A 24237-nucleotide genomic window follows, 5' to 3' on the forward strand; every position below is an offset into this window, starting at 1 on the left:
GCCCTGCGGGTACCGACTGGATAAGGCCAAGGTCGCCCGGGACTCAGCTGAGCGGACGGCACGGCAGCGCCCGCTCCTCGGCGCCGCCCCGCCCGTCCGGCTCCACCCGGTACACCTGGGCGCCCGCCACCCGCGTCACCGTCTCGGTCAGCTGCCCGTCCAGGAACAGCGCGCCCACCCCGTCGTCCAGCGCCCAGCCGGCGGGCAGCGAGCCGTCGGCGACCGCTGCACGGTAGGAGGGGCGGCGGCCCGGCTCGCTGTCGTAGTGCGGGCAGACCGAGCCGGGCAGCAGGCCCAGGCCGTCCGGCAGGAAGGTGAGGGGGCCGAAGGAGTCGGTGTGCGAGCCCTCGGCCCAGCAGTTGGCGCCGGCGCTGATGCCGCACAACAGGGTGCCCCGGTCGTAGGCCTCGCGCAACAGCCGGTCCACACCGTGTGTGCGCCACACCGCCAGCATGTTCGCGGTGTTGCCGCCGCCCACGTACACGACATCCTGCGACAGCACGAACGCCCGCAGCGCCTCGTCGTCCAACTCCCGCCGGAACAACGGCAGTACGGATGGCTCACCGGTGTGGCGTGACCGGAACACGTCGTAGAACCGTTCGATGTACGCGGCGGCGTCCCCGCTGGCGGTGGGCACGAAGCACACACGGGGTCGGGGGGGTGCGTGCGTGGCCCAGCAGCCAGTCGTCCAGCAGGCCGTCGTCGTCGAGGCTGAAGCCGCCGCCGAGGAGGGCCAGACGGCGCTGCTCGAGCGGGGATTGGCTCATCCCGCCTCCGCGAGGAGTTCGGCGACGGTGGTGACGCGGATCAGCGGGCGGTACAGGTCCATGATCTGCAGCGCCTTGGCGTGCGAGTCGTCGTCCGCGCCGGCACAGGCGTCGGCGGCGACCAGCACCTCGACACCGGCGTCGGCGGCGGCGAGCGCGGTGGACAGCACGCAGCAGTCGGTGCTGACGCCGGTCAGGACCAGGCGGCCTTCGGGGCCGAGGTGCCGGGCGAGTTCCGGGGTCCACTTGCCGAAGGTCGTGGCGTCGACGACATGCCGTGCCCGGTGGGCGAACTCGTCGGCGAGCTCCCAGAGTCGGGCGTCCGGCGGTTGGAGGGCGAAGGGCCACTGTTCGTAGTAGGGCTGCCAGGCACCGTCCGGCTTGGCGGGGGCCAGGAAGCGGGTGAAGGCGACCCGGTCGCCGTAGGCCGGCAGCAGGCGTCGCACTCCTGCCGCGGCCTCGGTGAAGCGGGGGGTGGCCCAGGGGCTGTCGGGGTCGGCGAAGACGCGCTGCATGTCGATGACGGCGAGCAGTCCGGTGGCGGACGGGGTCATGCGATCGGCACCTCCTCCCCCGTGGCCTGGCTCGGCGCCTCGGCCTCCTGGGCACGGACGCGGGCGCGGCCCAGGGCCAGGGTGCCGAGGAAGGCGAGTGCGAGGGCGGCGAGGACGCCGAGGTTGGCGTAGGCCCAGGAGCCGGACTTGCCGCCGAGGCCGAACGGTTCGAGGAGGTAGCCCTGCCAACTGAGCCAGCTCGCCGCCGAGTTGGTGACCAGGCCCCAGCCGAGGGCGGTGGCGGCAAGGGTGAGGAGCAGCGGTGCGGGCGGTACGTCGCCGTAGCGGCCCGCAGGCCGGTAGAGGTCTGCCTCGTCGTAGTCGCGGCGGCGCAGGGCGAGGTCCGCGAGCATGATGCCGCACCAGGCGGCGATGGGGACGCCGAGGGTGGTCAGGAAGCCCATGAACTGGCCGAGGAAGTCGCCGGCGAAGAAGACGATGTAGATCGAGCCGGCGATCATCAGGACGCCGTCCACGAAGGCGGCCAGATAGCGGGGGATCCTGATGCCTGCCGACAGCAGGGCCAGGCCCGAGGAGTAGATGTCGAGGACCGCGCCGCCGACCAGGCCGAGCACCGCGACCACGGCGAACGGGACCAGGAACCAGGTGGGCAGGATGGTGGTGAGAGCGCCGATGGGGTCGGCGGCCACGGCCGTGTTGAGTCTCGTGGAGGAGCCTGCCAGCAGCAGTCCGAAGACCAGCAGGAGCAGCGGGGCCACGGATGCGCCGAAGGTGGTCCAGCCGATGACGCCCCGATTCGACGAACTGCGGGGCAGATAGCGGGAGTAGTCGGCTGCGGCGTTGACCCAGCCGAGGCCGAAGCCGGTCATCATGAACACCAGGGCGCCGATGAACTCCTGGGCGGAGCCCGCCGGGAGGGCGCTGACGGTGCTCCAGTGGATGTGGTCGGCGACCAGCACGATGTAAACGACGGTCAGGACGCCCGTCACCACAGTGATCACGGTCTGCAGCCGCATGATCAGGTCGAAGCCCATCACACCGCCGACGACGGTGAGGGCGCCGACCACGATCAGCGCGACGACCTGGGTCCCGGTGCCGCCGCCCCAGCCGAGCCGTCCGAAGACGGTGGCGGTGGCCATGGTGGCCAGGGCGCACAGCACGGTCTCCCAGCCGACGGTGAGCACCCAGGAGATCACCGAGGGCAGGCGGTTGCCGCGCACCCCGTAGGCGGCGCGGCTGAGGACCATGGTGGGCGCGGACCCACGCTTGCCGGCCACCGCGATGAACCCGCCGAGCAGGAACGAGAAGACGATGCCGATGACGCCCGCGGTCAGCGCCTGCCAGAAGGAGATCCGGAAGCCGAGCGCGAAGGCACCGTAACTCAGCCCCAGGATGGAGACGTTGGCGCCGAACCAGGGCCAGAACAGGGTCCGGGGGGTGCCCTTGCGCTCGGCGTCGGCGATGACGTCGAGGCCGTGCGTCTCCACCTGGAGCTGCCGGCCCGTGGCTCTGTTGTCGGGAGTGTCCGGGGAGTCTGCCATCGTCGTCCTACCTGTCCGGGCGGGTGTTGCCCGAAGCCTTGTCGCCGCAGGTCGGGGCGTCAAGGCTGCACAGGACGTACTCAGGCCGTCGTCTCGAAGCGTTCCGGTGCGGTCCAGTGGGTGTGGAAGGTGCCGGGGCAGTCGGTGCGGTTGTAGGTGTGGGCGCCGAAGTAGTCGCGCTGGCCCTGCAGAAGGGCGGCGGGCAGGCGGTCGGCGCGCAGGGTGTCGTAGTGGGCGAGGGCGGCGGAGAAGGCGGGGACGGGGATGCCACGGCGGGCGGCGGAGGCGATGATCTCCCGCCAGGGGACCTGCGCGTCGGTGATCTCCATGGCGAACTCCATCTCACCCAGCAGGCTGACCAGGTCGCGGTCGAAGGCGTAGGCGGCGCGGATGCGGTCGAGGAAGGAGGCGCGGATGATGCAGCCGCCGCGCCAGATCCGGGCGACGGTGCCGAGGTCGATCTTCCAGCCGTACTGGGCGGCCGCGTCCTGGATCATCTTCCAGCCCTGGTCGTAGGCGATGACCTTCGACGCGTACAGGGCGTGCTCGACCTGCGAGGTGAAGCGCTCGGCCTCGGTGCGGCTGAGCGGTGGCCGGGTGCCGCCGGGCAGACCGGAGTAGGCGGCGCGCAGGTCGCGCTGGCCGGAGGCGGCACGGGCGAAGGTGGCCTGGGCGATGGCGGTGACCGGCGAACCCAGGTCGAGCGCGGTCTGCACGGTCCAGCGGCCGGTGCCCTTCTGCCCCGCCGCGTCCGCGACGACGTCGACGAACGGGACGCCGGTGACCGGGTCGGTATGGGCCAGCACCTCGGCGGTGATCTCGATCAGGTAGGAGCGGAGCCGGCCCTTGTTCCAGTGGCTGAAGACCTCGGCGATCTCGGCCGGGGTGTAGCCGGCGACCTGGCGCAGCAGGTCGTAGGCCTCCGCGATGAGCTGCATGTCGGCGTACTCGATGCCGTTGTGGACCATCTTGACGAAGTGCCCGGCGCCGTCGCTGCCGATGTGCGCCGCGCACGGTTCGCCGCCGACCTTCGCGCTGATGGTCTCGAACATGGGCCCGAGGACGTCGTACGCCTCCGCCGAGCCGCCGACCATGATCGAGGGGCCTTCGAGGGCGCCCTCCTCGCCGCCGGAGACACCGGTGCCGACGAAGTGGATGCCGCGTCCGCGCAGGGCGGCCTCGCGGCGGCGGGTGTCGGCGAAGTGGGCGTTGCCCCCGTCGATGATCATGTCGCCGGGTTCGAGGAGCGGGGCGAACTCGTCGATGACCGCGTCGGTGGCCTCCCCCGCCTGCACCATGATCATCAGTCGGCGGGGGCGCTGGAGGACGGCCACGAAGTCCGCGGGCGTCTCGGCGGGAACGAACGTGCCCTCGTCGCCGTACACCTCCATGAGCGCGCGGGTGCGGCCCGCCGTGCGGTTGTGGACGGCGACGGTGTAGCCGTTGCGGGCGAAGTTCCGCGCCAGGTTGCGGCCCATCACGCCCAGGCCGGTCACGCCGATGGCTGCGGTTGCGTTCATGGTGTACGTCCCTCGGTCGGTCCGGTGGCGGTTGCGGGGCGGGCGCGCCCCTGCCCGTCAGGTACGGACGAACGGCCGGATCGTCTCGATTCCGGGCCTGTGGCGCCCGTCAGGACCGGTGTGACGAACCCCGCTCAAACGATCGATCAAACAGGGATTAACATATGAGCGCTGCCTAGCTCGAAAGATGGATCTGTGACTGTCAACGACGACTCGTTCACCAACTGGAAGACCCGCGAGGAGATCGCGGAGTCGATGATCCCGATCATCGGGAAGCTGCACCGCGAGCGGGACGTGACGGTCCTGCTGCACAGCCGCTCCTTGGTGAACAAGTCGGTGGTCAGCATCCTCAAGACGCACCGGTTCGCCCGGCAGATCGCCGGTGAGGAGCTCTCGGTCACCGAGACCCTGCCGTTCCTGGAGGCGCTCACCGCGCTCGACCTCGGCCCCTCGCAGATCGACATCGGCATGCTGGCGGCGACGTACAAGGCCGACGACCGCGGTCTGTCGGTGGAGGCGTTCACCGCGGAGGCCGTCGCGGGCGCCACCGGCGCCAACAAGATCGAGCGCGGCGAGGGCCGTGACGTCGTCCTCTACGGCTTCGGGCGCATCGGCCGTCTGGTGGCCCGCCTGCTGATCGAGAAGGCGGGCTCCGGCAACGGTCTCCGGCTGCGGGCGATCGTCGTGCGCGGCGGCGGCGAACAGGACATCGTCAAGCGGGCCTCGCTGCTGCGCCGCGACTCGATCCACGGCCAGTTCCAGGGCACGATCACGGTGGACGAGGCGAGCAGCACGATCTTCGCCAACGGCAACGCGATCAAGGTGATCTACGCGAACGACCCGTCCGAGGTCGACTACACCGCGTACGGCATCAGCAACGCCATCCTGATCGACAACACCGGCAAGTGGCGCGACCGCGAGGGCCTGTCCCAGCACCTGCGCCCCGGCATCGACAAGGTCGTGCTGACCGCTCCGGGCAAGGGCGACGTCCCGAACATCGTGCACGGCGTCAACCACGACACGATCAAGCCGGACGAGCAGATCCTGTCCTGCGCCTCCTGCACCACCAACGCGATCGTGCCCCCGCTGAAGGCGATGGCGGACGAGTACGGCGTGCTGCGCGGCCATGTGGAGACCGTCCACTCGTTCACCAACGACCAGAACCTGCTGGACAACTACCACAAGGCCGACCGCCGTGGCCGTTCCGCGCCGCTGAACATGGTCATCACCGAAACCGGTGCCGCCTCGGCCGTGGCGAAGGCGCTGCCGGACCTCAAGGCGCCCATCACCGGCAGCTCGATCCGCGTCCCGGTGCCGGACGTCTCGATCGCGATCCTCAGCCTGCGGCTCGGCCGCGAGACCGACCGCGAGGAAGTCCTGGACTACCTGCGCAACGTGTCGCTGACCTCGCCGCTGAAGCGCCAGATCGACTTCACGACCGCTCCGGACGCGGTCTCCAGCGACTTCATCGGCTCGCGCCACGCCTCGATCATCGATGCGGGTGCCACCAAGGTGGACGGCGACAACGCCATCCTCTACCTCTGGTACGACAACGAGTTCGGCTACTCCTGCCAGGTCATCCGTGTCGTCCAGCACGTCTCCGGGGTGGAGTACCCGACGTTCCCCAGCCCGGCGGCCTGACCTCGGTGAACCGTCCGGTCAAGGGTCGGCAATGACCGCTTGACCGGACGCCTCCGGGGAATGAATCCGGCCACAGGGGCGGGTCATCACGCTGGAGGGTGCCGTGACCACTTCGTCGGAACCGCGGGTGTCAGGCCTGGAGATCCGCTCCATCGACTACGTCCCACTGGACGAGCGCCACGGCAAGCTGTGGCATCTGGGCCCCCTGTGGTTCATGTCGAACGCGCAGATCGCCACCCTCGCGGTGGGCCTGATCAGCATCACCGAGGGCGGCAACCTCATCTGGTCGCTCATCGCGATCGTGGCGGGCACCGTCCTCGGCACCTTCTTCATGGCCTTCCACTCGGCCCAGGGCCCGCAGCTGGGCCTCCCGCAGATGATCCAGTCGCGGCCCCAGTTCGGCTATGTCGGCGCCCTGCTGGTGTGGCTGTTCGCCTATGTGCAGTACGCGGGCTTCAACGTCTTCAACACCATCCTCGCCGGTGAGGCGATGCACACCACGGTGCACGGCGGCGTCAAGCTGTGGGTGGTCGTGGTCACCGCCGTCGCCCTGGTCATCGCGCTCGTCGGCTACGACGTCATCCACAAGGCCGAGCAGTTCCTGACGTACTCCTTCCTGGTGGTCTTCGGGATCTTCACCGTGGGCGTCCTGGTCACGCTGCACTACCCGGCGGGCTCCTTCGACCTCGGCGCCTTCAAGGCCACACCGTTCCTCGCGCAGTTCGGCGTGGTCGCCGGCTACCAGATCAGCTGGGCCATCTACGTCTCCGACTACTCGCGCTACCTCCCGCCGGGCGTGACCGTCCGCAAGACCTTCTACTGGACCTACTTCGGTTCGGCGCTCGGCGGCATCTGGCTGATGGTCCTCGGGGCGCTGCTCGCCGCGTGGGCGGGCAAGGACTTCGAGACGATCAAGTCGATCAACGCGGCCGGCGACAAGATCTTCAACGGGTTCGGCGCGATCGTGCTGCTCTTCGCCGTCCTGGGCCTGGTCTCCGTGACCGCGCTGAACATGTACGGCGGCTCGCTGACGCTCATCAGCGCGATCGACTCGATCAAGCGGGTGCGCCCGACGCTCGGCGTGCGGCTGGTGACCATCGGGCTGACCGCTGCGCTCTCCCTGGTCGGCGCGCTGGCCGCGACCTCCAACTTCCTTGAGAACTTCAACAACTTCCTGCTGCTGGTGCTGTACCTGTTCATCCCGTGGACCGCGGTCAACCTGATGGACTACTACGTGGTGCGACGCGGTCACTACGCCATCGCCGAGATCTTCAACCCCCGTGGAATCTACGGCCGTTGGGGCTGGCACGGCATCATCGCCTATCTGGTGGGCTTCGCCGTCATGATCCCCTTCTTCTCCGTCGGCACCCTCTACACCGGCCCCGTCGCCCACGCACTCGACGGAGCCGACATCTCGCTGTTCATCGGACTGCCGGTGGCCGCGGCGCTCTACTGGCTGCTGACCCGTTCGATCGACGTGGAGGCCGAGCAGCGGCTGGCCGAGGCAGAGGCGGAGGCGCTGGAGCAGGCGGCCCACGAGCACCGCGAACCCTGACCGTTCCCCGGGAAGCGGCGTCCGTCCAAGACGGTCGTGAGATGTGACCCAGACCATAAGGAGAACGATGCCGTTTCGCTAATACAGAGGGTTATTCTGACCTCCAAGTGAACGAAACCGTTTCGTTTAGAGGCGGGAAGGACAGACATGGTCTCCGTACTCATCGTCAACGACCAGTCCCTGCAACGCGTCGGCCTTCGCATGCTCCTGGCTGCCGAGCCCGACCTGAGTGTGATCGGCGAAGCCGCGAGCGCAGCCGAGGCGGTCGGCCTGTGCTCCGCGCTCCGTCCGGACGTCGTCCTGATGGACAGCCACCTCGCCGGTACCGACGACATCGAAGCCATCCGGCGCATCGCCCGTCCCGCGCACCTCCCGCGGTTCCTTGCGGCCTCCGAAAACGCCACGGCGGGCGGACCCCCTCCCCGCGTCCTGGTTCTGACCTCGACTCCGCAGGAGAGGCACGCCTATGCCGCCCTCCGCGCCGGGGCCGCCGGATTCCTCCTCACGGACGCCGCCCCGGACGAACTGACCGCGGCCATCCGCGTGGTGGCCGCCGGAGACGCGGCGATCACCCCCGCCCTGACCCGTGCGCTCATCGAAGCGGTCCGCGAACAGCCGACCTCCCGTCCCGCGGGGCGGGAGCTCGGACTGAACACCCTCACCGAACGCGAACGCGACGTCCTGACCGCCGTCGCCTCCGGATGGTCCAACACCGAGATCGCCGTACGACTGTCCATCGCCCCCACCACCGTCAAATCCCACGTCAGCCACATCCTCGCCAAGATCGGCGCCCGCGCCCGCGTCCAGGCGGTGGCGTTCGCCTACGAGTCCGGGCTGATCCGGCCGGCGGCCTGAGGAGGCGCTCTGCACTGTCGACTGCGGCGAGGTATCGGGAGGAAATCCGGTACGCAACCGCCCCGTTGACGGTGAGCCGGGTGAACTCGCCCTGCTTCCGCAGTCAGCCGCCCTCCGCGCGTGGCCACGGCGAGTACGCCACCTTCATGCGCACCGAGCCGCGCCTCGAACTCGGCGTGCGAAGTCGACCACGCGCGACATCGGCCAAGTCAAGCCCGCCCGCGGGTTGCAGAACCCGCTCCCCGGCGCATGCATCGCCCCTGCTCCGCCCCTATGCGCCGGTTGTGCGTCTCGGAACTTCCGCGGAATTGTCCGTGATCAGTAACAGACGGATCCCGGAGCAACCTTTCGCCGTCCTGACAGATGCACAAGCAACACCGGAATGACTAGGGCGGGGCAGAAATGGCGCGGCATGGCGGGCGGGGATGGTACGGCCGGGTATTCGCGGCGGCGGTCGGGGTGACGGCGGTGGCGGCGGCCACCTCGGTATGGACCGCGCAGGCCGGCCCCTCCAGCGACCGGCACTCGGGCGCCTCGGCCCACCCCTCCTCGGCGGCGGCCGGTGCCGGCCGGACGACCCCGGTGGCGATGAGCATCGTCCACGCCTCGGACCAGGGCGCCCGGGGCGTCAACATCACCATCGACGACGGGCCGGACCCGGTCTGGACACCGCAGGTCCTCCAGGTGCTCAAGGACTACGGCGTGAAAGCCACCTTCTGCATGGTCGGCACTCAGGCCCAGGCGCACCCGGACCTGGTCAAGGCGGTGGTGGCGGCCGGGCACCGGCTGTGCGACCACACCGTGTCGCACGACACCACCATGGACAAGAAGCCCAACTCCTACCAGTCCAAGGAGATCCTGGACGCCGCCGACATGATCACCAAGGCCTCCGGGGGCGTCCGGCCGCTGTACTACCGGGCCCCGGGCGGTGCCTTCACGCCCTACAGCAGGAACCTCGCCGCCGCGCAGGGGATGCGGCCGCTGGGCTGGAACGTGGACTCCAAGGACTTCGAACGCCCCGGCACCGCCGCCATCGTCGCCACCGTCAAGAGGGAGCTGTCCAACGGCCCGACGATCCTCTTCCACGACGCCGGGGGAGACCGCTCCCAGACGGTGGCCGCCCTGCGCGAAGTCCTGCCCTGGCTGAAGCAGCAGGGGCGCTCCTTCGGCTTCCCGGTGCGCTGAACCCCGGCCGGGCAACTGCCTCTGTCCCGTCAGAGCTTGGCGCCGAAGTCCTGCGTCCACCACGGCCCGCCCGACCCGTCGTGGACGCCCACGCCGATGTCCTTGAACGAGCAGTTGAGGATGTTGGCGCGGTGGCCGGGGCTGTTCATCCAGGACTCCATCACCGCCTGAGGCGTCTGCTGGCCCTGGGCGATGTTCTCCCCGTACGTGGACCACTGGTAGCCCGCGGCGGTGATGCGCTGCCCGGGGTCGAGGCCGTCGGGGTTGGTGTGGTCGAAGAAGTGGCGCGCGGCCATGTCGTCGGAGTGGCCCTGCGCGGCCTTCTCCAGTTGCGGGTCCTCGGTGAGCGCACCGCAGCCGTTCGCCGCCCGCTCCTTGTTCACCAGCGCGACCACCTGCGCGGCGGTGCCGGACGGCGTCGCCGCCGCCTCGGGTGTGCCGGTCGCCGTCCGCGAGGGCTGAGCGGAGGGGCGGGGAGCCGACGCGTCCTTCTTCGCGGGGCGCGGGCTCTTGGACGCGCTCGCCTTCTTCGCCGGTGACGCGGACGGAGACGGAGACGTCGAGGCCGTAGGAGGTGTCTCGACGGCACTGGATTCCGACAGGTCCGCGACGGGGGCGCCCGCGGTGTGCTCGGCGCTCGCCCCTTCGCTGCCGGTCCCGGGGCCCGTGCCGAGGTACCAGAGCCCGCCGCCTGCCACACAGGCCGCGACGACCGCTCCGCCGACGGCCCTGCGCCGGTTGCGCCGGCGTCGGCGCACCTCGCTCCGGGATCCCGCGCGCCCGCGCGCGGCACGATGTCCGGCTTCCGGGCCCGATCCTGTGCGGCCTTCGGAGGGCCGGGGCCCCGTGCCGGGCAACGCCATCCCGGCCTCGGCCATCCCTCCGCAGGCGGCGCGCACGCCCGTCAGCAGCGAGGGCGCCGCGGCAACCAGTGCCAGCCCGGCCAGCAGCCCCTCCACGGGCATCAACCCGCTCCACAGGCCGGAGCACCGACCGCAGCCCCGTGCGTGCCGGGCTATTCGTTTGCGCCACAGCGCCGAGGGCCGCCCGTCCCAGGTGCCCAGCATGCCGCGCAGCTCCGGGCACGGCGGCTGCGCGTCGAGCGCCCGCACCACCACACGGGCCGCCTCCAGCTGCGCCTTCATCCGCTGCACCCGTACGGCCGTGTGCTGCGGCGACAACTCCAGGGCGGCAGCCACCTCGGCGCGGGTCAGCTCGCCTGCGCACTCCAGCCACCACAGCGACAGCAGTCCCCGGTCGTCGGGCTCCAGCCAGCGAGTGGCGCGCGCGGTCTCCTGGCGCTGCCCGGAGAGCTGAAGCTGCACGAGGGTGAGGTCCACGAAGTCGGCGCCCGGATCGGCGAGTTCCTCGGCCTCCTCCACGGTGCCCGGGGCGAACTGCCGGTCCTGCCAGTGCTTGCGGATCTCGTTCATCGCGATCGCCACGAGCCAGGAACGGAAACTCTCGGGGGTGCGCAGACCGCCCAGTCCGTCCAGGGCGCGCAGCATGGTCTCCTGCACCACGTCGTCGACGTCGACCGAGCCGTTCAGCGCCCGCCCCACGATGTTGTAGACCAGCGGGAGGTACGCACTGACCAGGGCGTCCTGAGCTTCCGGGTCGCCCCCTCGGGCGGCGGCGACCAGTGCCGCCGGCTCCACCGTGCGCTGTGTACCCATGAAAACTGTCCCGTCCTCGACGCCGAACGATCCTGCCCGATACCTGGGAGACCGGTGGGTGGCTCTCGGATAACAGTTCTTCGGACACATGCTCAGTCAACCAGTGGCGTTCCGGTGGATGTCTGGCTGGAGGTGCCGTGAGTAATTCGCTACCTTCCGTTGCATCTATAGCCAGTTGTCCCTTCTGTGGAGGAGAACTTGACGTCCATGAGGAACGTTGCAGCCACTGTGGCGATCGCTGTCACTGCGCTGGCAGGCGCGTCCGTGCCGGCCGGCGCTGCGGGCACGTCCGGCGATGCGCAGGCCCAGGCCACCAACGTCGACGGGCGAACCATCGAGGAGAGCGCCCCGCTGGAGCACTCGCTGCTCGACTTCGTGCAGCGCGCCTCCTCCCCGGAGGAGAGCGAGCTCGGCGTGGCTTGCTTCAATGGGCGCACCGACGGCAACCGGAACGTCTACCTGACCTGCGACAGCCACACGTACCCGGTGTATGTGGACTGCACCGACGGCCGCCATGAGTTCCGGCGTTCCTACTCCGGCCGGTGGGACTTCCGTCTGACCTGTCCCGCGGGAACCCGCGCGGTGTGGGGCGGCAGTTGGTTCGGGCATGCGTAGTCCGCGACCGACCTTTTGGACATGACGTGCGGTCTCGTACCGCTGGGCGGAGAGGGTTGTTCCGTCTCCGCCCTCCTCGTCTTCCTCAAGCGTCATTGGCGACGTGAGCACCTTGCGGTCCCAGGCGGGCGAGTGGGGAGAGGGCCATCAGGGCCGGCGACAGGAGCATGCCTGCGGCGGTCACCAGGAGGCTGGTGTGCGTGCCCCACGCCTGTGCGAGAAAGCCGCCGAGCAGGGAGCCGAGCGGGGTCATCCCCATGCCGACGAAGTTGATCGTCGCGGCCACGCGGCCCTGCATGCCGTCCGGAGTGACGGTCTGCCGTACGGCCATGACCGTGACGTTCACCAGCTGGCTGAAGGTCCCGAAGACGAAGTTGAGCGCGCTGAGCGCGGGAACCGTCACCGCAGGGGCACCGTGCAGTACGGGCACGAACAGGAACACGCCGTCGCCGAGCGCTGCCGCGGACACGAGCACCGGGCCGTATCCGAAGCGGCGCGGTAGACGGGCGGCCAGCAGCGAGCCGAGGAGCGCGCCCGGCCCCGTCGCCGCGAGGGCGAACCCGATCGCGGTGCCCGACAGGTGCAGGTCCCGTGGCAGGAACAGCAGATAGACGGTCATCGCCGCCGCGAAGAAGAACTGGAAGGCGGCTGACGCGAGGCACACGGTCCGCAGCAAGGCGTCGCCGGCGACGAAGCGCAGGCCCTCCTGGATGCGCCGCCACAGCCGCGGAGGACCCTCCGGGCGTTCCGGGACCGATTCGCGGCGCCCCATCCGTCGGATCGAAAGGAAGGACAGGGCGAAGAACACCGCGCTGGAGGCGACGGCGATCGGCGCCGACAACAGGGACACCAACGCGCCGCCGAGGGCCGGACCGCCGATCTGCGCAGCGGACCGGCTGCCCTCGAGTGCGCTGTTGCCCCGAACCAACTGATCGCGCTCCACCAGCCGTACCAAAGACGCCTGGTATGCCATGTCGAAGAACACGGACAGCGCCCCGACGGCGACGGCGACCACGAGCAGCTCCGGCAGGCCGAGCCATCCGAGGAGGCCGGTCACAGCGGCGGCGCCCAGTGCCAGGGCCCGACCGGCGTCCGTCAGCACCATCACCGTACGGGTCCGCCACCTGTCCACCCAGGCGCCGACGAACAGCGACAGCAGCAGGATCGGCGCCTGGCCCGCCGCGCGCAGGGCGCCCAGCTGACCGGCGCCGGCGTCGAGCGTCAGGACGGCAAGGAGCGGCAGAACCACCAGGCTTGTCTGCTCGCCCAGTTGGGAGACCGTCTGGCCCACCCAGAGCCGGCGGAAGTCGCCGTCCCGCCACGGACTTGACGGAGCACGTCGGCCGGAATCGGATACGGCGAAGGAAGACAACGGCACACGGACCTCTCGTACGACCGAAGACGGGGACGCCCGCTGTGGCCCCCGATGGCTTTTGCCGGACAAGGTTCGTCCTCAACCTCCCGCAGACGCACGTCATTTACGCTCCGAGCCGGTGCATGTCGTCGGCATATCGAAAACCACATACGTGCCGGCAACACCGTGCTGCCTTGACTGGTCGTATGACTCGAACGCGCGGGCTGCTTGTCGTCGGCCTGATGGTCGTCTTAGCGGTGATCACCGCAGTCCTCGGTCACCAGGTGCCGAAGTCCTCGTCCTCGTCGTCACCTTCGCCTCCGTCGGCCGCATTGCCTTCGGATGCTCATGGCGGTGAGCACAGTGGTGCGCTGGGCGAGGCCGACGGCCTCGTCCCGAACGGTGTGACGGTCTTCGACGACACGATTCCGGCGGTGGCCAAGCTCGATCCGGATCTGCTCCAGGCACTGCGCCGAGCGGCGTCGGCTGCCGAGCACGACGGAGTGACCTTCTACGTCAACAGCGGCTGGCGTTCGAAGGCGTACCAGAATCAGCTGCTTCGCCAGGCGGTCGCCACGTACGGATCCGCGAACGAGGCGGCCCGATGGGTGGCCACCGCGGCGACTTCTCCTCACGTTACGGGAGACGCGGTCGACCTCGGCCGTTCCGATGCGACGGCTTGGCTGTCCCGGCACGGCGCCGACTACGGACTGTGCCAGATCTACCGAAACGAAGCCTGGCACTACGAGCTGCGCACCAGTGCGATCGCTCGTGGCTGCCCACCCATGTATGCCGACCCCACCGAAGACCCGAGGATGCAGCAGTGACCGGCAGTGAGCGAGGACAGACGATGACGCAGGTGGACACGGCGGAGACCGGACAAGGCGGTGCCGGCCGCCGGGACCTGGGCTCCGGTGCCTGGAGCGCCTCCATCCGGCGGGCGATCCGTCGTGGCTCCCGGCCCGAGCCCTGGAAGCGCGGCCCGGTCCTTGCGGCGTCGGCGCTGCTGCTCGGCCTGCTCATGCTGCTGCACGCCGAGATCCCGAACCGGGTCGGGAACCTCGGCAGCCTGGTGGAGACCTTCCTGCCGTGGTTCGGCGTGTTCGTCCCGGTGCTGCTGGCCGGGGCGCTCTGGCGCCGCTCCGCCTCCGCGGTGGCCGCGCTGCTGCTGCCGGTGACGGTGTGGCTGCATCTCTTCGGCGGGATGCTCAGCGACAAGTCCCACGCGGGCGGCGACCTCACCGTGGCCAGCCACAACGTCAGCGCCGACAACCCCGACCCGGCCGGCACCGCCCGCGACCTGGTCGCCTCCGGCGCGGACGTGCTGGCTCTGGAGGAGATCACGCCGCAGGCGCGGGGCGTCTACGAGAAGGGGCTGGCGAAGGCGTACCCGTACCACACGGTGCTGGGCACGGTCGGGCTGTGGAGCAAGCTGCCCCTCTCGGACAGCCGTCCGGTCGACATCGGGATGGACTACGGGCCGCTGGGGGCCACCAAACCGGCCGCCGTCAAGCTGGCCTACAACCGGGGGCTGCGCACCACGGTCGCCACGCATCACGGTCCACTGGCGGTGTATGTGGCCCACCTGGGATCCGCACGGGTGAATCCCAGGGCGGGCTTCGCGACGGACGCGCGGGACAGGAACGCGCAACTGCTCGGCAGGGCCGTCGCCGCCGAGAAGAGCAAGCGGGTGGTGGTGCTCGGCGACCTCAACGGCACCACGGACGACCGTGCGTTCGCCGGCCTCACCGCTCGGCTGCGCTCCGCGCAGGAGGTGGCCGGGGACGGCTTCGGCTTCAGCTGGCCGGCGGCGTTCCCGGTGGCGCGGATCGACCAGATCCTGGTCCGCGGCGTGCAGCCGGTCAGCTCGTGGGTGCTGCCGGCCACCGGCAGCGACCACCTGCCGGTGGCGGCCGGGATCAGCTGGTGAACCCCGAGCAATAGGCTGCTCCTCGTTCGCGAGATCACCCGGCGTGAGAGGACGTCCGACGATGCCACCGGCCCGGCGACAGCCCCCGAGCGGGGGAAGTACTCAGGCAGCGATCGAGGAATTCCTGCGCGGCCACGGAGCCGACCGACTGCCTCATCCGGGCGGCACCCTGCTCCAGCATCTGCTGCGAGTCCAGCAGCTGCTGGCCGCGTGGGGAGCGGGCCCCGACGTCCAGACAGCGGGACTGTGTCACGCGACCTACGGAACCGACGGCTTCGCCACGGCTCTGCTGCCGCTCACCGAACGCGCAACGCTCGTCGCCCTGATCGGTGAGTCGGCAGAGGCGTTGGTGCACCTGTACGCCGGCTGCGACCGCGCCACCGTCTATCCACGGATCGACGGCACCGCGGCAGTCACCTTCCGGGACCGCTTCACCGGCCGAGAGCACCAGCCCTCCCCCGCCGATCTCAGGGCGTTCCTGGAGATCACCGCCGCCAACGAACTCGACGTACTGGCGCACAACGCCGAACTGGCCGAGCAGCACGGCCCCGGGCTGTACGGCTTCCTCAAACGCGCCGGCACACTGCTGTCCCCCGCCGCGCAGGACGCCGTCGACCGGCAACTGGGGCACCTGCCGTAGTCTCCGCAGCCGTGGTCAGGTGCCGAGTCGGCTCGACAGACGCGCCATCCGTTCGTCCCAGGCGAGCTCCCCGAGCTCCTGGTGATGCCGCCGCCTGGCCAGGACGGCCGGATGCTGCGCGCCGGCCGACTCGGGGGCCTGGCGGAGGTCCACCACATGCGGGAATCCGGCAAGGGGCGGGGACTCAGGGGTGAGTTGCTCACGTGAGGTTCTGACCTGGGTCATCAGATCGTTCGCCAGGGACCGGACGGCATCGTGGTCGTCGCTGTCCTCCCCGACGATCTGTTGCGCCAGGGCGAAGGCGATCGGGGCCCGTTGGGCGGGGTCGTCGTCCAGCTTCTCGATGAGGACGACCGCGTCCTGGGTGCGGCCTTGGGCGCGTACGGCAGCCATCTCCTGCGCGAGTGCCGGTGTCATGCCCTCGGCCCAGATGACGATGGTTTCGGCGAGGGTGATCAGGTGAGTCACCGTCTCGAACCAGCTGTCGTTCGAGAGGTACAGCTGGGCCTGGGCCAGGGGCTCGCCGTGGAATCGCCAGGAGTCGAGTTCGAGTCCTGCCGAGTCCGAGGTGGCCACCTGCACGATGGGCACCTCACGTCCCAGCTCTCGCACCACGTGATCGCCACGACGCTGATACGTGAACGTCTGAACCTGGTGGAAGCCCGGTCCGCCCGCGTAGTCCGCCCCCGGCTGACGGACCGTCCACTCCAACAGGCCGAAGTTGCGCAGGAGCAGCGCAAAGGGCTGTCCGCAGCAGCACCAGGTCTTCACTTCGCCGACCGACCTGCGGTGCCGGTGCTGCGCGGCGCGGACGAGCTTCTTCGCCTCATGGCGCTCGCGCCCCCTCTCCCACCGGTTTGCGGTCGGCCTCATCAACAGCTCTGCGGTGAGGTTCGCCGCTTGGCCCGGGAGTTCCACGGCGCGGAGGATGCGGCGCGCGTACCGGCCCCGGGCGAAGTACTCCGTGTCGAGTTCCCCGGTCACGTCGGGGTCGACGGCGAGGCCGTTCCACTGTGCCGCCGCACTGGCGAACCGGTCGTCGGCCGACGCGTCCTCTCCCAACAGCAGGTGGGCCAGAGCGATATGGAAGTGCGCCTGGGCGAGCCGCCAGCGCAGAATCACGTCCCCGCTCCCTGACCAGCGGTCGAGGATCGTGCGCCACGGCTCGGCCTGCTGCCTGACAGCCCGGTCCCCGTCGGCAGCCCGGGTCGTGCCGATGAGGAGAGCTCCATGGGCGAGCGCTCGGGACGCTGCTCGCTGGATCGTCACGTGAGCCTGCGGCGCAACCTGGTCCGCCGCCCGGTTCAGGACCGCGACGGCCTGGCCCAGGTCCTTGTCGTGCGCTGCCAGTGCCACGGCCGCGTCGGTCAGGGCCATGAGCGCGGGGACGGCCACATCGGGGTCGGCGTGGCCGGCGTACAACTCCGCGATCCACTCCAGGACGGTGAGGCCGTCACCGGCCCGCCCCAGTTGCGCCAGGCGCTGCATGATCAGGAACAGGAACTCTGCGCGCTCCTGGGGGGAGCCACCGCCCTGCGGAAACACGTAGTCCACGAGATGGTCGCGGACGGTGCGCTGTGCCGCCGTCTCGTCGGAGACATGTGCCAGCGCGTCGTCCCAGCGGCCGATCACAGCCTCGATGCCCTCAGGGACCTGGGCCCATGAGGTTTCGCGCGGGTCTTCCAGGGCCACTGGACAACCTCCGGCCGCTGATCCCGGTGACACAGCAAGTTCAGACGCATCAGCAAGTGTGCATGAACTCCGCCCTGAAGCACGGCGGTTGAGGTCGTCGGTTCGGGCGCGCCCGATCAGTTCAAGACGTCGTTACGGCGTCGCCAGACCCAGGGGAGCGAACGTGTGCCGCTCCCAGAGCCGGCGGGAGGCTTCCTCGGGGTAGGTGGCCACCGTGGGTTCGGCATCGAGGAGTTGGACGAGACGACGTTCGTTGTCGTAGGCGGGCCAACCCGGGTCACCGGTGGTGGCGAAGGTGGTCCAGGCCGAGCGGATGCGGGCGGAGAGTGCCTCGGTCTCGGGTGTGGGGACGGGTCCGGTGAGCATGGCTCCCAGGCCGCCGTACACACCGAAGGTCAGGGGTACGTCCAGGCCGTGGCAGGCGCCCAGGGCGCCGCCGTTCGCCGGCGCGGACCAGGTGAGTTCGTACAGGTGCGCCCGGCCGCCGCCCGCCACCTGCGCTTCAGCGAGGTGCAGCGTGGGCATGCGGAACAGCCAGTCCGACTGGACGAGTTCGAACAGGGACTCCGCGGAGGCCCTCGGGAAGGCGGCCCGATAAGCCTGCCCGGCGTCCGGCGTGGGGCCGAACAGCGCCAGCGCCGTCGACGCGAGATTGTCGTCCACCTGGCCGAGCAGTCCGGCGAGCAGGAGGAAGAGCCGGTACTCGTCCCGGGTGTGCCCGGCGATCACCTCGATGTCCCGTGCGGATCCGCCCGCGAGTGCCTCCCATGGCGCCGCGGGGAGGATCTCGCCGTCGACGACCGGCGAATACGGGGTCGGGGTGAGGGCGACCGGGCCCCACCGGTGGAGGTGCTCGCGCATCCGGGCGCTCAAGGCGGCCCCCACCCCGGTCAGTTTGCGCGGGTCCACACCGGACAGGTCGGCCACCGTCGGTCGCAGCCCCAGCTCGCCCGCGAGGGCCTCGGCGATGTCCGCGGCCAGCGCGTCCGAGAAGAACGTGCCCGGCACGCTCTGCGCGATGGCCCGCCGGAACAGACCCCGGGCGCGCGGCATGGCCATCAGCGCGGCGATGGATCCGGCGCCGGCCGATTCACCGAAGACGGTGACCTGCTCCGGGTCGCCGCCAAAGGACGTGATGTTCTCCCGCACCCACTCCAGGGCGGCCACCTGGTCGAGCAGCCCCCGGTTGGCCGGGGCGCCCTCGATCCATGCGAAACCCTCCATACCCACGCGGTGGTTGAAGGTCACCACGACCAGCTCGCCCTCCCGTGACAGACGACCGGCGTCGTAGGCGGGGTCGTCGGCGGAGCCGAACTTGTAGGCGCCGCCGTAGATCCACACCATCACCGGGCGTCGCGCCGCCGGGTCCGCTTCCGGCGTCCAGACGTTGACCGTCAGCCAGTCGTCACCGGCCGGGAGCGTGCCGACGGGCTCGGCGTCGGGTCCGAGCGGCTCCTGCGGGGGCGGCGGACCGAACGCGAACGCCTCCCGGACGCCGTCCCAGCGCACCGCCGGCCGCGGCACCGCGAAGCGGGACTCGCCCACCGGCGGCTGCGCATACGGGATGCCGCGGAAGACGGCCAGGCCCTTCTCACGGCGGCCGCGCACCGCGCCCGCGGCGGTGTCGGCCTCTGGAAACTCAGCACTGCTCATGATGGCTCCTCAGGCACCGCCACTCGGCGGCCTCCGGTCCGTGCGCGATTTTGCCGGACATCAGTGAAGCACACTTCACCTGGCGAACTCTGCCCATGGGGGCACAGCACACCGGCCCCTATGGGGGCGATCTGGTGGACCGCCGGCCACGTCGGGGGTCAACCGCTCGGTGCTCGGGAGCCGGGGCGAAGGTGACCGGCAGCCGGATCGTGAGCCCGGCCGTCGTCGGGACGGACACCGCGGGACTGCCGGTTGCTCCGCCGCCGAAAGGGCCGGCGGAACAACCGCGTGCGTCGGCGGTGAGAGCCTCAGCGGGTGGCCCGTGCCGCCTTTTCGATGGCCTCGGCGACGAGACGGGGATGTGAGACGGCCACCGAGTGCGAAGCGGCGACCTCGATGGTGTGGGCGTGGGCGCGCCGGGCCATGAATCGCTGCACGGCGGCAGGGATGTTCAGGTCCTGGGTGGTGACGATGTCCCAGGCGGGCTTGCCCTTCCAGGCGGCGACGGTGGCCTTCTCCTCCAACGCCGCCTGGGCGATGGGCCGTTGGGCGGCCGCCATCAGGGCGGCCTGGTTCGCGGGGACGTCGGCGGCGAACTGGTGACGGAACTTGTCCTGCTGGATGTAGAGGTCGGTTCCGGTGCTGCCGTCGGCATTGGTGTACGGAACGGGGTCGAGGGCGTCGGGGAGAGTGGAGCCCGGGTACTTGTTCGTCAGACCGAGGGCGTTCTCGCCGGGCGCCGGGAGGAAGGCCGCCACGTACACCAGCGCCTTCACCTGGGGGTCGTCGGCGGCAGCCTCGCTGATCACCGAGCCGCCGTAGGAGTGGCCGACGAGGATCTCGGGCCCCTTGATGTGGTCGAGGACGGTACGCAGAGCGGTGGCGTCGCTGTGCGGGCCGCGCAGCGGGTTTGCTGCCGCGACGACCGAGTAGCCGTCGGCCTGCAGTCTTTCCATCACGCCGTTCCAGCTGGAGCCGTCGGCGAAGGCGCCGTGTTCCAGGACGATGGTCGGCCTGGCCTGCCGGTCCTGCGCGGCGGGCCGGGGCTCACCGTTCGCGGTGGCGGCGAGCGTACCGGCCACGACGCCCGCGAGGACCGTCGCGGCGGCAACCGTCGCGAACCGCCGTCCGCGCGCACGCTTCATGCCCTTGTCGGCCTTCACTGCACGTCACCCTTCTCCGCGGTCGTGGCCACATTGATCGTCACGGGGATGTTGTCGCGGGTGGCCTTGGAGTACGGGCAGATCTGGTGGGCGGCCTCGGCGAGCTCCCGGGCGGTGTGCTCGTCGACACCGCCGAGGACGGGGTTGAGCGTGGCGGACAGGGTGAACTCGCCGTCGTCGCCGTGCGTGAGGGTGATCTCGGAGGTGATGGCTGTGCTGGTGAGCTTGATCCTGCGGGTGGCGGCGGCGCGACGCAGCGCACCGAGGAAGCAGGCTGCCCAGCCGGCCGCGAAGAGCTGTTCCGGGTTGGTGGCGTCGCCCGCGCCGCCAAGTTCCTTGGGTATGGCGAGGCTGTGGTCGAGGAGGCCGTCCTGCGAGCGGACGGTGCCGCCGTTGCGCCCCTGTCCGGTGACGTTGACGACGGCTGTGTAGCTGACTGCCATGAAGGGTCCCCATCTTGGGTCGGGATGTGTCGGGAAGACGGGCTGAACGGTTGATGCAGCGAGGCCGGTCAGCGCCGGTGCGGCGGGACGCAGCGGAAGCTGTCCGCGTCGGCCGGGTCGCCCTGCCCCTTGTAGTGGGAGATCAGGGGGTAGCGGCACAGGTCGCGGGTGAGTGACTGGCCGGAGGCGTTGGTGAGGGAGGCGGTGAGCGTTGCGGGTGCCTTGCCCTGCTCGACCCACTTGGTCAGAGCCGCCAGGTCGTCCACCGAGCCCCTGAGTGCGCAGTGGGCGGTGCCCGGAGCGAGGAAGAGGCGGTAGAAGTCGTCGACCCGGTGCGAGCCGCCCAGCCTCCGTTCGACGCGCTCGCGGTAGTCGACCGTGCCCCGCGTGGGGATCAGCTGGTCCGCCTGACCGTGGTAGGTGAGGAGCTTGCCTCCGGCGTCACGGAACGCGGACAGGTCCGGGTCGTCCGTGCCGATGAGCTTGCCGTACTCCTCTTGCGATTGCCGGAACACCTGCGTGAACTGGTCGTACGTCAGCTTCGAGGTGTCGTAGGAGGGCTGCTTCTTCACCCACGACGCAACCCAGGCGGCCGGCACGGAGAACGGGGCGTCGCCCGCGAGATAGGTGAAGTCGGCGCCGACCGGCAGGCCGTACCAGAGCCTCTTGCCCGAGGTGGTCCGCGGGCCGTCCCAGATCTTGCGCACCACGGCTGCGTCGGCCGCCGTGACGGTCTCCTCCTTGCCGGCGCAGACGACCTTGGTGCCGATCAGGCTGCGGGGATCGTAAGTGCACCGCTCGGCGTCGGAGACCAGGCCGTCCTTGATGCCGTCGAGCTTGTCGCAGGCCTTGAGCGCGGCCCGGTTGAAGGCGTTGAACTCACAGATGCTCGGGCGGGTCTTCGCCTCGTTCATGACCACCTGCGGCCACAGCGTGGCGACCTCGAACTCGTCCCAGTTGACGGCGGGTGCGTCGGCGAGGATGCCGTCGAAGTCGTCCGGGTGGCGCTGGGCCTCCATATAGCCCTGGCGTCCGCCGGTGGAGCAGCCGTTCCAGTAGGAGTAGGAGGCTGCCTTGCCGTAGACCTCGTCGACGACCTGCTTGCCGACGAGCGCCATCTCGTGCTGGGAGCGGTCGGCGAAGTTCTTCAGCAGCGCGGTGTCGACCTGCCCCTTGCTGTTCAACGCCCAGCCGGTGTCCAGGACGTCACCCACGCCTGCGTCGGTGGTTGCGGCGGCATAGCCGTTCTTGACCGCTGTTGCCAGGCCCACGTCGTTGTCCCCGGCGGCATAGGCACTGCCGCCGAGCGCCTGGAAACGGCCGTTCCAGTCCCGCGCGGGCAGCCATGTCCGCACCTTGGCGTGGTCGCCGTCGCCAGGATGGGTGAGGGTGGCGGTCACTTCGCAGTAGGCCGGTACGCCGGAGACCGAACCGCCCAGGATCCCGGTCCCGTTCACCGTGCCGCCCTCCTGGCGGGTCACCGTCACGGACTCCACCTCGGTGCCGGCCGGCGCCTGCACGGAAACGGTCGAGCAGTTGAAGGGGGCGGAGGCAGAGCCTCGGCTGTCCGCAGAAGCGTCGGCCGGCAGGCATAAGGCCGCCGCCAGCGGCACTCCGGCCGCGAGAAGGATCAGAACTCGTCTCATTGGCTTTCCTGTCATCACGAACGGACTGCTAAAGGCCCAGGTCCAGGGCGAGGCACGAGTAGTACTTCCAGGAGCCCTCGGGGTTGTACGAGACGGCCCCGCCGCCGCGGCCCGCGTCCACCTCCTCGGTCATGTCCTCGAAGCGGATGCGCTCGGGAAGCGTTCCGTAGCGCGCGTGCCGTGCCGACGCGGCCCGGTCCGTCAACGGTTCCTTGTTCATGGCCGAACTCCACTTCTTCATCGGTCGATGCCCTCGATCGCGTAACCACTCTGACAGGTGACGACCGAGACCACAAGACGCGTCACCCTTCCAATCGGTTACGCGCCTCACGTCGTAACCTCTTTGACAGGTGACGAACCGTGTGCCAGAGTCGCCCCGCCGTCGAAGTCGCGGCGGCTGCGCGGCACTTGGCCGCATAAACGGGAGGCTTCAGATGATCAACAGGCGTACCTTCAACACAGCCATGGGTCTGGGCACGGGAGCTGCCGCCGCCTCACTGGCCGGCCTGCAGGGCGTTTCGAGCGCCGCGCCGGACCTCGCGACCACTGCGGGCGCCCACACCTCGTTCCCCTCGCTGAAACAGGTCAAGGCCGGCCTGCTGGAGGTCGGTTACGCCGAACTGGGCCCCGCTCACGGCCCGGTGGTCATGTGCCTGCACGGCTGGCCGTACGACATCCACAGCTACGTCGACGTGGCTCCCCTGCTGGCGGCCGAGGGCTATCGCGTGATCGTGCCCTACCTGCGCGGTCACGGCACCACCCGGTTCCTGTCGCCCCGCACCTTCCGCAACGGACAGCAGTCGGCGATCGCCCTGGACATCATCGCGCTGATGGACGCCCTCAAGATCCACAAGGCGGTGATCGCCGGCTTCGACTGGGGCTCACGGACCGGCGACATCCTCGCCGCGCTGTGGCCCGAGCGCGTCAAGGCCCTGGTCTCGGTGAGCGGTTACCTCATCACCGATCGCAAGGCCCAGCTCGAACCGCTCGCGGCGGCCGCGGAGCACACGTGGTGGTACCAGTTCTACTTCGCCACCGAGCGCGGCAAGAAGGCCATGGAGGACCACGACCACCGTCTTCAGTTGACCCGGCTCGTCTGGGACCTCGTCTCCCCCACCTGGAACTTCGACGACGCCACCTTCGCGCGCACCGCGGCCGCCTTCGACAACCCCGATTACGCCGCGGTCGTCATCCACAACTACCGCTGGCGGCTCAGCGTGGCCGAGGGCGAACCCCGCTACGACCGCTACGAGGAGAAGCTGGCCACGGCACCGCCCGTCGCGGTGCCGACCATCACCCTCGACCCCGAGAAGGACCCCTTCACCCTGCCCGGCGACGGTTCCCTGTACCGCGACAAGTTCATCGGCAAGTACGAGCATCGGACGCTGACCGGCATCGGCCACAACCTGCCGCAGGAGGCACCGACGGCCTTCGCCCAGGCCGTCGTCGACGCCGACCGTCTCTGACGGGGAGGCCAGTCCGTCACACGCTCCGCGAGGGAGTACGACACCGCCCGCTCCCGCTTGGGGCGACGTACCCGCCCCTTCGCGACGAGTGCTTCGAGGGCGCTCCCTTCGGACCGGCGCGTTGCGCAGCTCCGGGCCGCCGGGCTCCGCGTCCACCAGGCCACGCTCACCGAAGGAAGCGCCCGGGCGTCCCGAGACGGCCGGCTGGACGCCCGGGCAAGCCGCCGAGTACGACCATCGGCGCCGGCCTCGTGGCCGCCCGACCCGGGCCGGCCGCTCCCGCACAGTCGCCCGTCCCGACAACGCCCGCCCAGTCCCCGGCTGCGACGGAGCGGTCCCTGGACACCGTCACGCTCGCCGCTCCGAGCCGCTGCAAAGAA

The 24237-nt window shown here is 70.1% G+C and carries 20 protein-coding genes and 1 pseudogene; 9 read left to right on the forward strand and 12 right to left on the reverse strand.

Features of this window, described 5'->3' with window-relative positions; genetic code table 11:
- Positions 1 to 43 precede the first annotated feature (43 nt).
- The 4 genes and pseudogenes from ABD355_RS03915 to gndA form a co-directional block, all read right to left on the reverse strand.
- A pseudogene (locus tag ABD355_RS03915) lies at positions 44 to 767 on the reverse strand (Type 1 glutamine amidotransferase-like domain-containing protein).
- The gene (locus ABD355_RS03920) at positions 764 to 1321 is read right to left on the reverse strand and encodes a cysteine hydrolase family protein (protein ID WP_344398602.1); all 558 of its coding nucleotides are present in this window, start codon (positions 1319 to 1321) and stop codon (positions 764 to 766) included. The pseudogene ABD355_RS03915 and the gene ABD355_RS03920 overlap by 4 nt, the downstream one beginning before the upstream one ends.
- Positions 1318 to 2823 carry a purine-cytosine permease family protein gene (locus ABD355_RS03925; protein ID WP_344398603.1) on the reverse strand — a complete coding sequence of 502 codons (1506 nt, stop codon included), beginning with the start codon at positions 2821 to 2823 and terminating at the stop codon, positions 1318 to 1320. Before ABD355_RS03925 ends, ABD355_RS03920 begins: the two co-directional genes overlap by 4 nt.
- Before the next feature lie 80 nt (positions 2824 to 2903).
- Complete coding sequence (gene gndA, locus ABD355_RS03930; RefSeq protein ID WP_344398604.1) at positions 2904 to 4343, reverse strand: NADP-dependent phosphogluconate dehydrogenase; 1440 nt, start codon at positions 4341 to 4343, stop codon at positions 2904 to 2906.
- 195 nt (positions 4344 to 4538) lie between these two features.
- On the opposite strand from gndA, the gene ABD355_RS03935 reads away from it, so the two are divergent.
- The 4 genes from ABD355_RS03935 to ABD355_RS03950 all read left to right on the forward strand — a co-directional run bounded on the left by ABD355_RS03935 (position 4539) and on the right by ABD355_RS03950 (position 9579).
- A complete protein-coding gene (locus ABD355_RS03935; RefSeq protein WP_344398605.1) occupies positions 4539 to 5984 on the forward strand; it encodes a glyceraldehyde-3-phosphate dehydrogenase in 1446 nt (481 codons plus the stop codon).
- A 103-nt stretch (positions 5985 to 6087) separates the two neighbouring features.
- Positions 6088 to 7539 carry a purine-cytosine permease family protein gene (locus ABD355_RS03940; RefSeq protein ID WP_344398606.1) on the forward strand — a complete coding sequence of 484 codons (1452 nt, stop codon included), beginning with the start codon at positions 6088 to 6090 and terminating at the stop codon, positions 7537 to 7539.
- 147 nt (positions 7540 to 7686) lie between these two features.
- Entirely contained in the window at positions 7687 to 8394 is a 708-nt protein-coding gene (locus tag ABD355_RS03945; RefSeq protein WP_344398607.1) for a LuxR C-terminal-related transcriptional regulator, read from the forward strand.
- A gap of 402 nt (positions 8395 to 8796) precedes the next feature.
- Positions 8797 to 9579 carry a polysaccharide deacetylase family protein gene (locus tag ABD355_RS03950; RefSeq protein WP_344398608.1) on the forward strand — a complete coding sequence of 261 codons (783 nt, stop codon included), beginning with the start codon at positions 8797 to 8799 and terminating at the stop codon, positions 9577 to 9579.
- A gap of 29 nt (positions 9580 to 9608) precedes the next feature.
- Here ABD355_RS03950 and ABD355_RS03955 read toward each other — a convergent pair whose 3' ends face one another.
- Positions 9609 to 11255: a sigma-70 family RNA polymerase sigma factor gene (locus ABD355_RS03955; RefSeq protein WP_344398609.1), complete on the reverse strand. Its 1647-nt coding sequence runs from the start codon at positions 11253 to 11255 to the stop codon at positions 9609 to 9611.
- 207 nt (positions 11256 to 11462) lie between these two features.
- Between ABD355_RS03955 and ABD355_RS03960 the strand changes: the two genes are divergently transcribed.
- Positions 11463 to 11870, forward strand: a complete 408-nt coding sequence (locus ABD355_RS03960) for a hypothetical protein (RefSeq protein ID WP_344398610.1) — start codon at positions 11463 to 11465, stop codon at positions 11868 to 11870.
- 85 nt (positions 11871 to 11955) lie between these two features.
- On the opposite strand, the gene ABD355_RS03965 is transcribed toward ABD355_RS03960, so the two are convergent.
- Entirely contained in the window at positions 11956 to 13248 is a 1293-nt protein-coding gene (locus tag ABD355_RS03965; protein WP_344398611.1) for an MFS transporter, read from the reverse strand.
- A 182-nt stretch (positions 13249 to 13430) separates the two neighbouring features.
- On the opposite strand from ABD355_RS03965, the gene ABD355_RS03970 reads away from it, so the two are divergent.
- The 3 genes from ABD355_RS03970 to ABD355_RS03980 all read left to right on the forward strand — a co-directional run bounded on the left by ABD355_RS03970 (position 13431) and on the right by ABD355_RS03980 (position 15794).
- Positions 13431 to 14051, forward strand: a complete 621-nt coding sequence (locus ABD355_RS03970; protein ID WP_344398612.1) for a M15 family metallopeptidase — start codon at positions 13431 to 13433, stop codon at positions 14049 to 14051.
- A gap of 23 nt (positions 14052 to 14074) precedes the next feature.
- Positions 14075 to 15154 (forward strand): endonuclease/exonuclease/phosphatase family protein, encoded by a 1080-nt coding sequence (locus ABD355_RS03975; RefSeq protein ID WP_344398613.1) that lies wholly within the window; start codon positions 14075 to 14077, stop codon positions 15152 to 15154.
- 61 nt (positions 15155 to 15215) lie between these two features.
- Entirely contained in the window at positions 15216 to 15794 is a 579-nt protein-coding gene (locus tag ABD355_RS03980; RefSeq protein ID WP_344398614.1) for a DUF6817 domain-containing protein, read from the forward strand.
- 15 nt (positions 15795 to 15809) lie between these two features.
- Here ABD355_RS03980 and ABD355_RS03985 read toward each other — a convergent pair whose 3' ends face one another.
- The 6 genes from ABD355_RS03985 to ABD355_RS04010 form a co-directional block, all read right to left on the reverse strand.
- The gene (locus ABD355_RS03985; protein ID WP_344398615.1) at positions 15810 to 17486 is read right to left on the reverse strand and encodes a hypothetical protein; all 1677 of its coding nucleotides are present in this window, start codon (positions 17484 to 17486) and stop codon (positions 15810 to 15812) included.
- A gap of 132 nt (positions 17487 to 17618) precedes the next feature.
- Positions 17619 to 19139 (reverse strand): carboxylesterase/lipase family protein, encoded by a 1521-nt coding sequence (locus ABD355_RS03990; protein WP_344398616.1) that lies wholly within the window; start codon positions 19137 to 19139, stop codon positions 17619 to 17621.
- Between the two features lie 308 nt (positions 19140 to 19447).
- Positions 19448 to 20284 (reverse strand): alpha/beta fold hydrolase, encoded by an 837-nt coding sequence (locus ABD355_RS03995; RefSeq protein WP_344399038.1) that lies wholly within the window; start codon positions 20282 to 20284, stop codon positions 19448 to 19450.
- A gap of 14 nt (positions 20285 to 20298) precedes the next feature.
- Positions 20299 to 20745, reverse strand: a complete 447-nt coding sequence (locus ABD355_RS04000) for an Ohr family peroxiredoxin (protein WP_344398617.1) — start codon at positions 20743 to 20745, stop codon at positions 20299 to 20301.
- 68 nt (positions 20746 to 20813) lie between these two features.
- A complete protein-coding gene (locus ABD355_RS04005; RefSeq protein ID WP_344398618.1) occupies positions 20814 to 22391 on the reverse strand; it encodes a tannase/feruloyl esterase family alpha/beta hydrolase in 1578 nt (525 codons plus the stop codon).
- 28 nt (positions 22392 to 22419) lie between these two features.
- The gene (locus ABD355_RS04010) at positions 22420 to 22611 is read right to left on the reverse strand and encodes a hypothetical protein (protein WP_344398619.1); all 192 of its coding nucleotides are present in this window, start codon (positions 22609 to 22611) and stop codon (positions 22420 to 22422) included.
- Positions 22612 to 22825: 214 nt separating this feature from the next.
- Between ABD355_RS04010 and ABD355_RS04015 the strand changes: the two genes are divergently transcribed.
- A complete protein-coding gene (locus ABD355_RS04015) occupies positions 22826 to 23857 on the forward strand; it encodes an alpha/beta fold hydrolase (RefSeq protein ID WP_344398620.1) in 1032 nt (343 codons plus the stop codon).
- Positions 23858 to 24237 lie beyond the last annotated feature (380 nt).

It is taken from the genome of Streptomyces longisporus (assembly GCF_039532765.1).
GTDB lineage: Bacteria > Actinomycetota > Actinomycetes > Streptomycetales > Streptomycetaceae > Streptomyces > Streptomyces longisporus.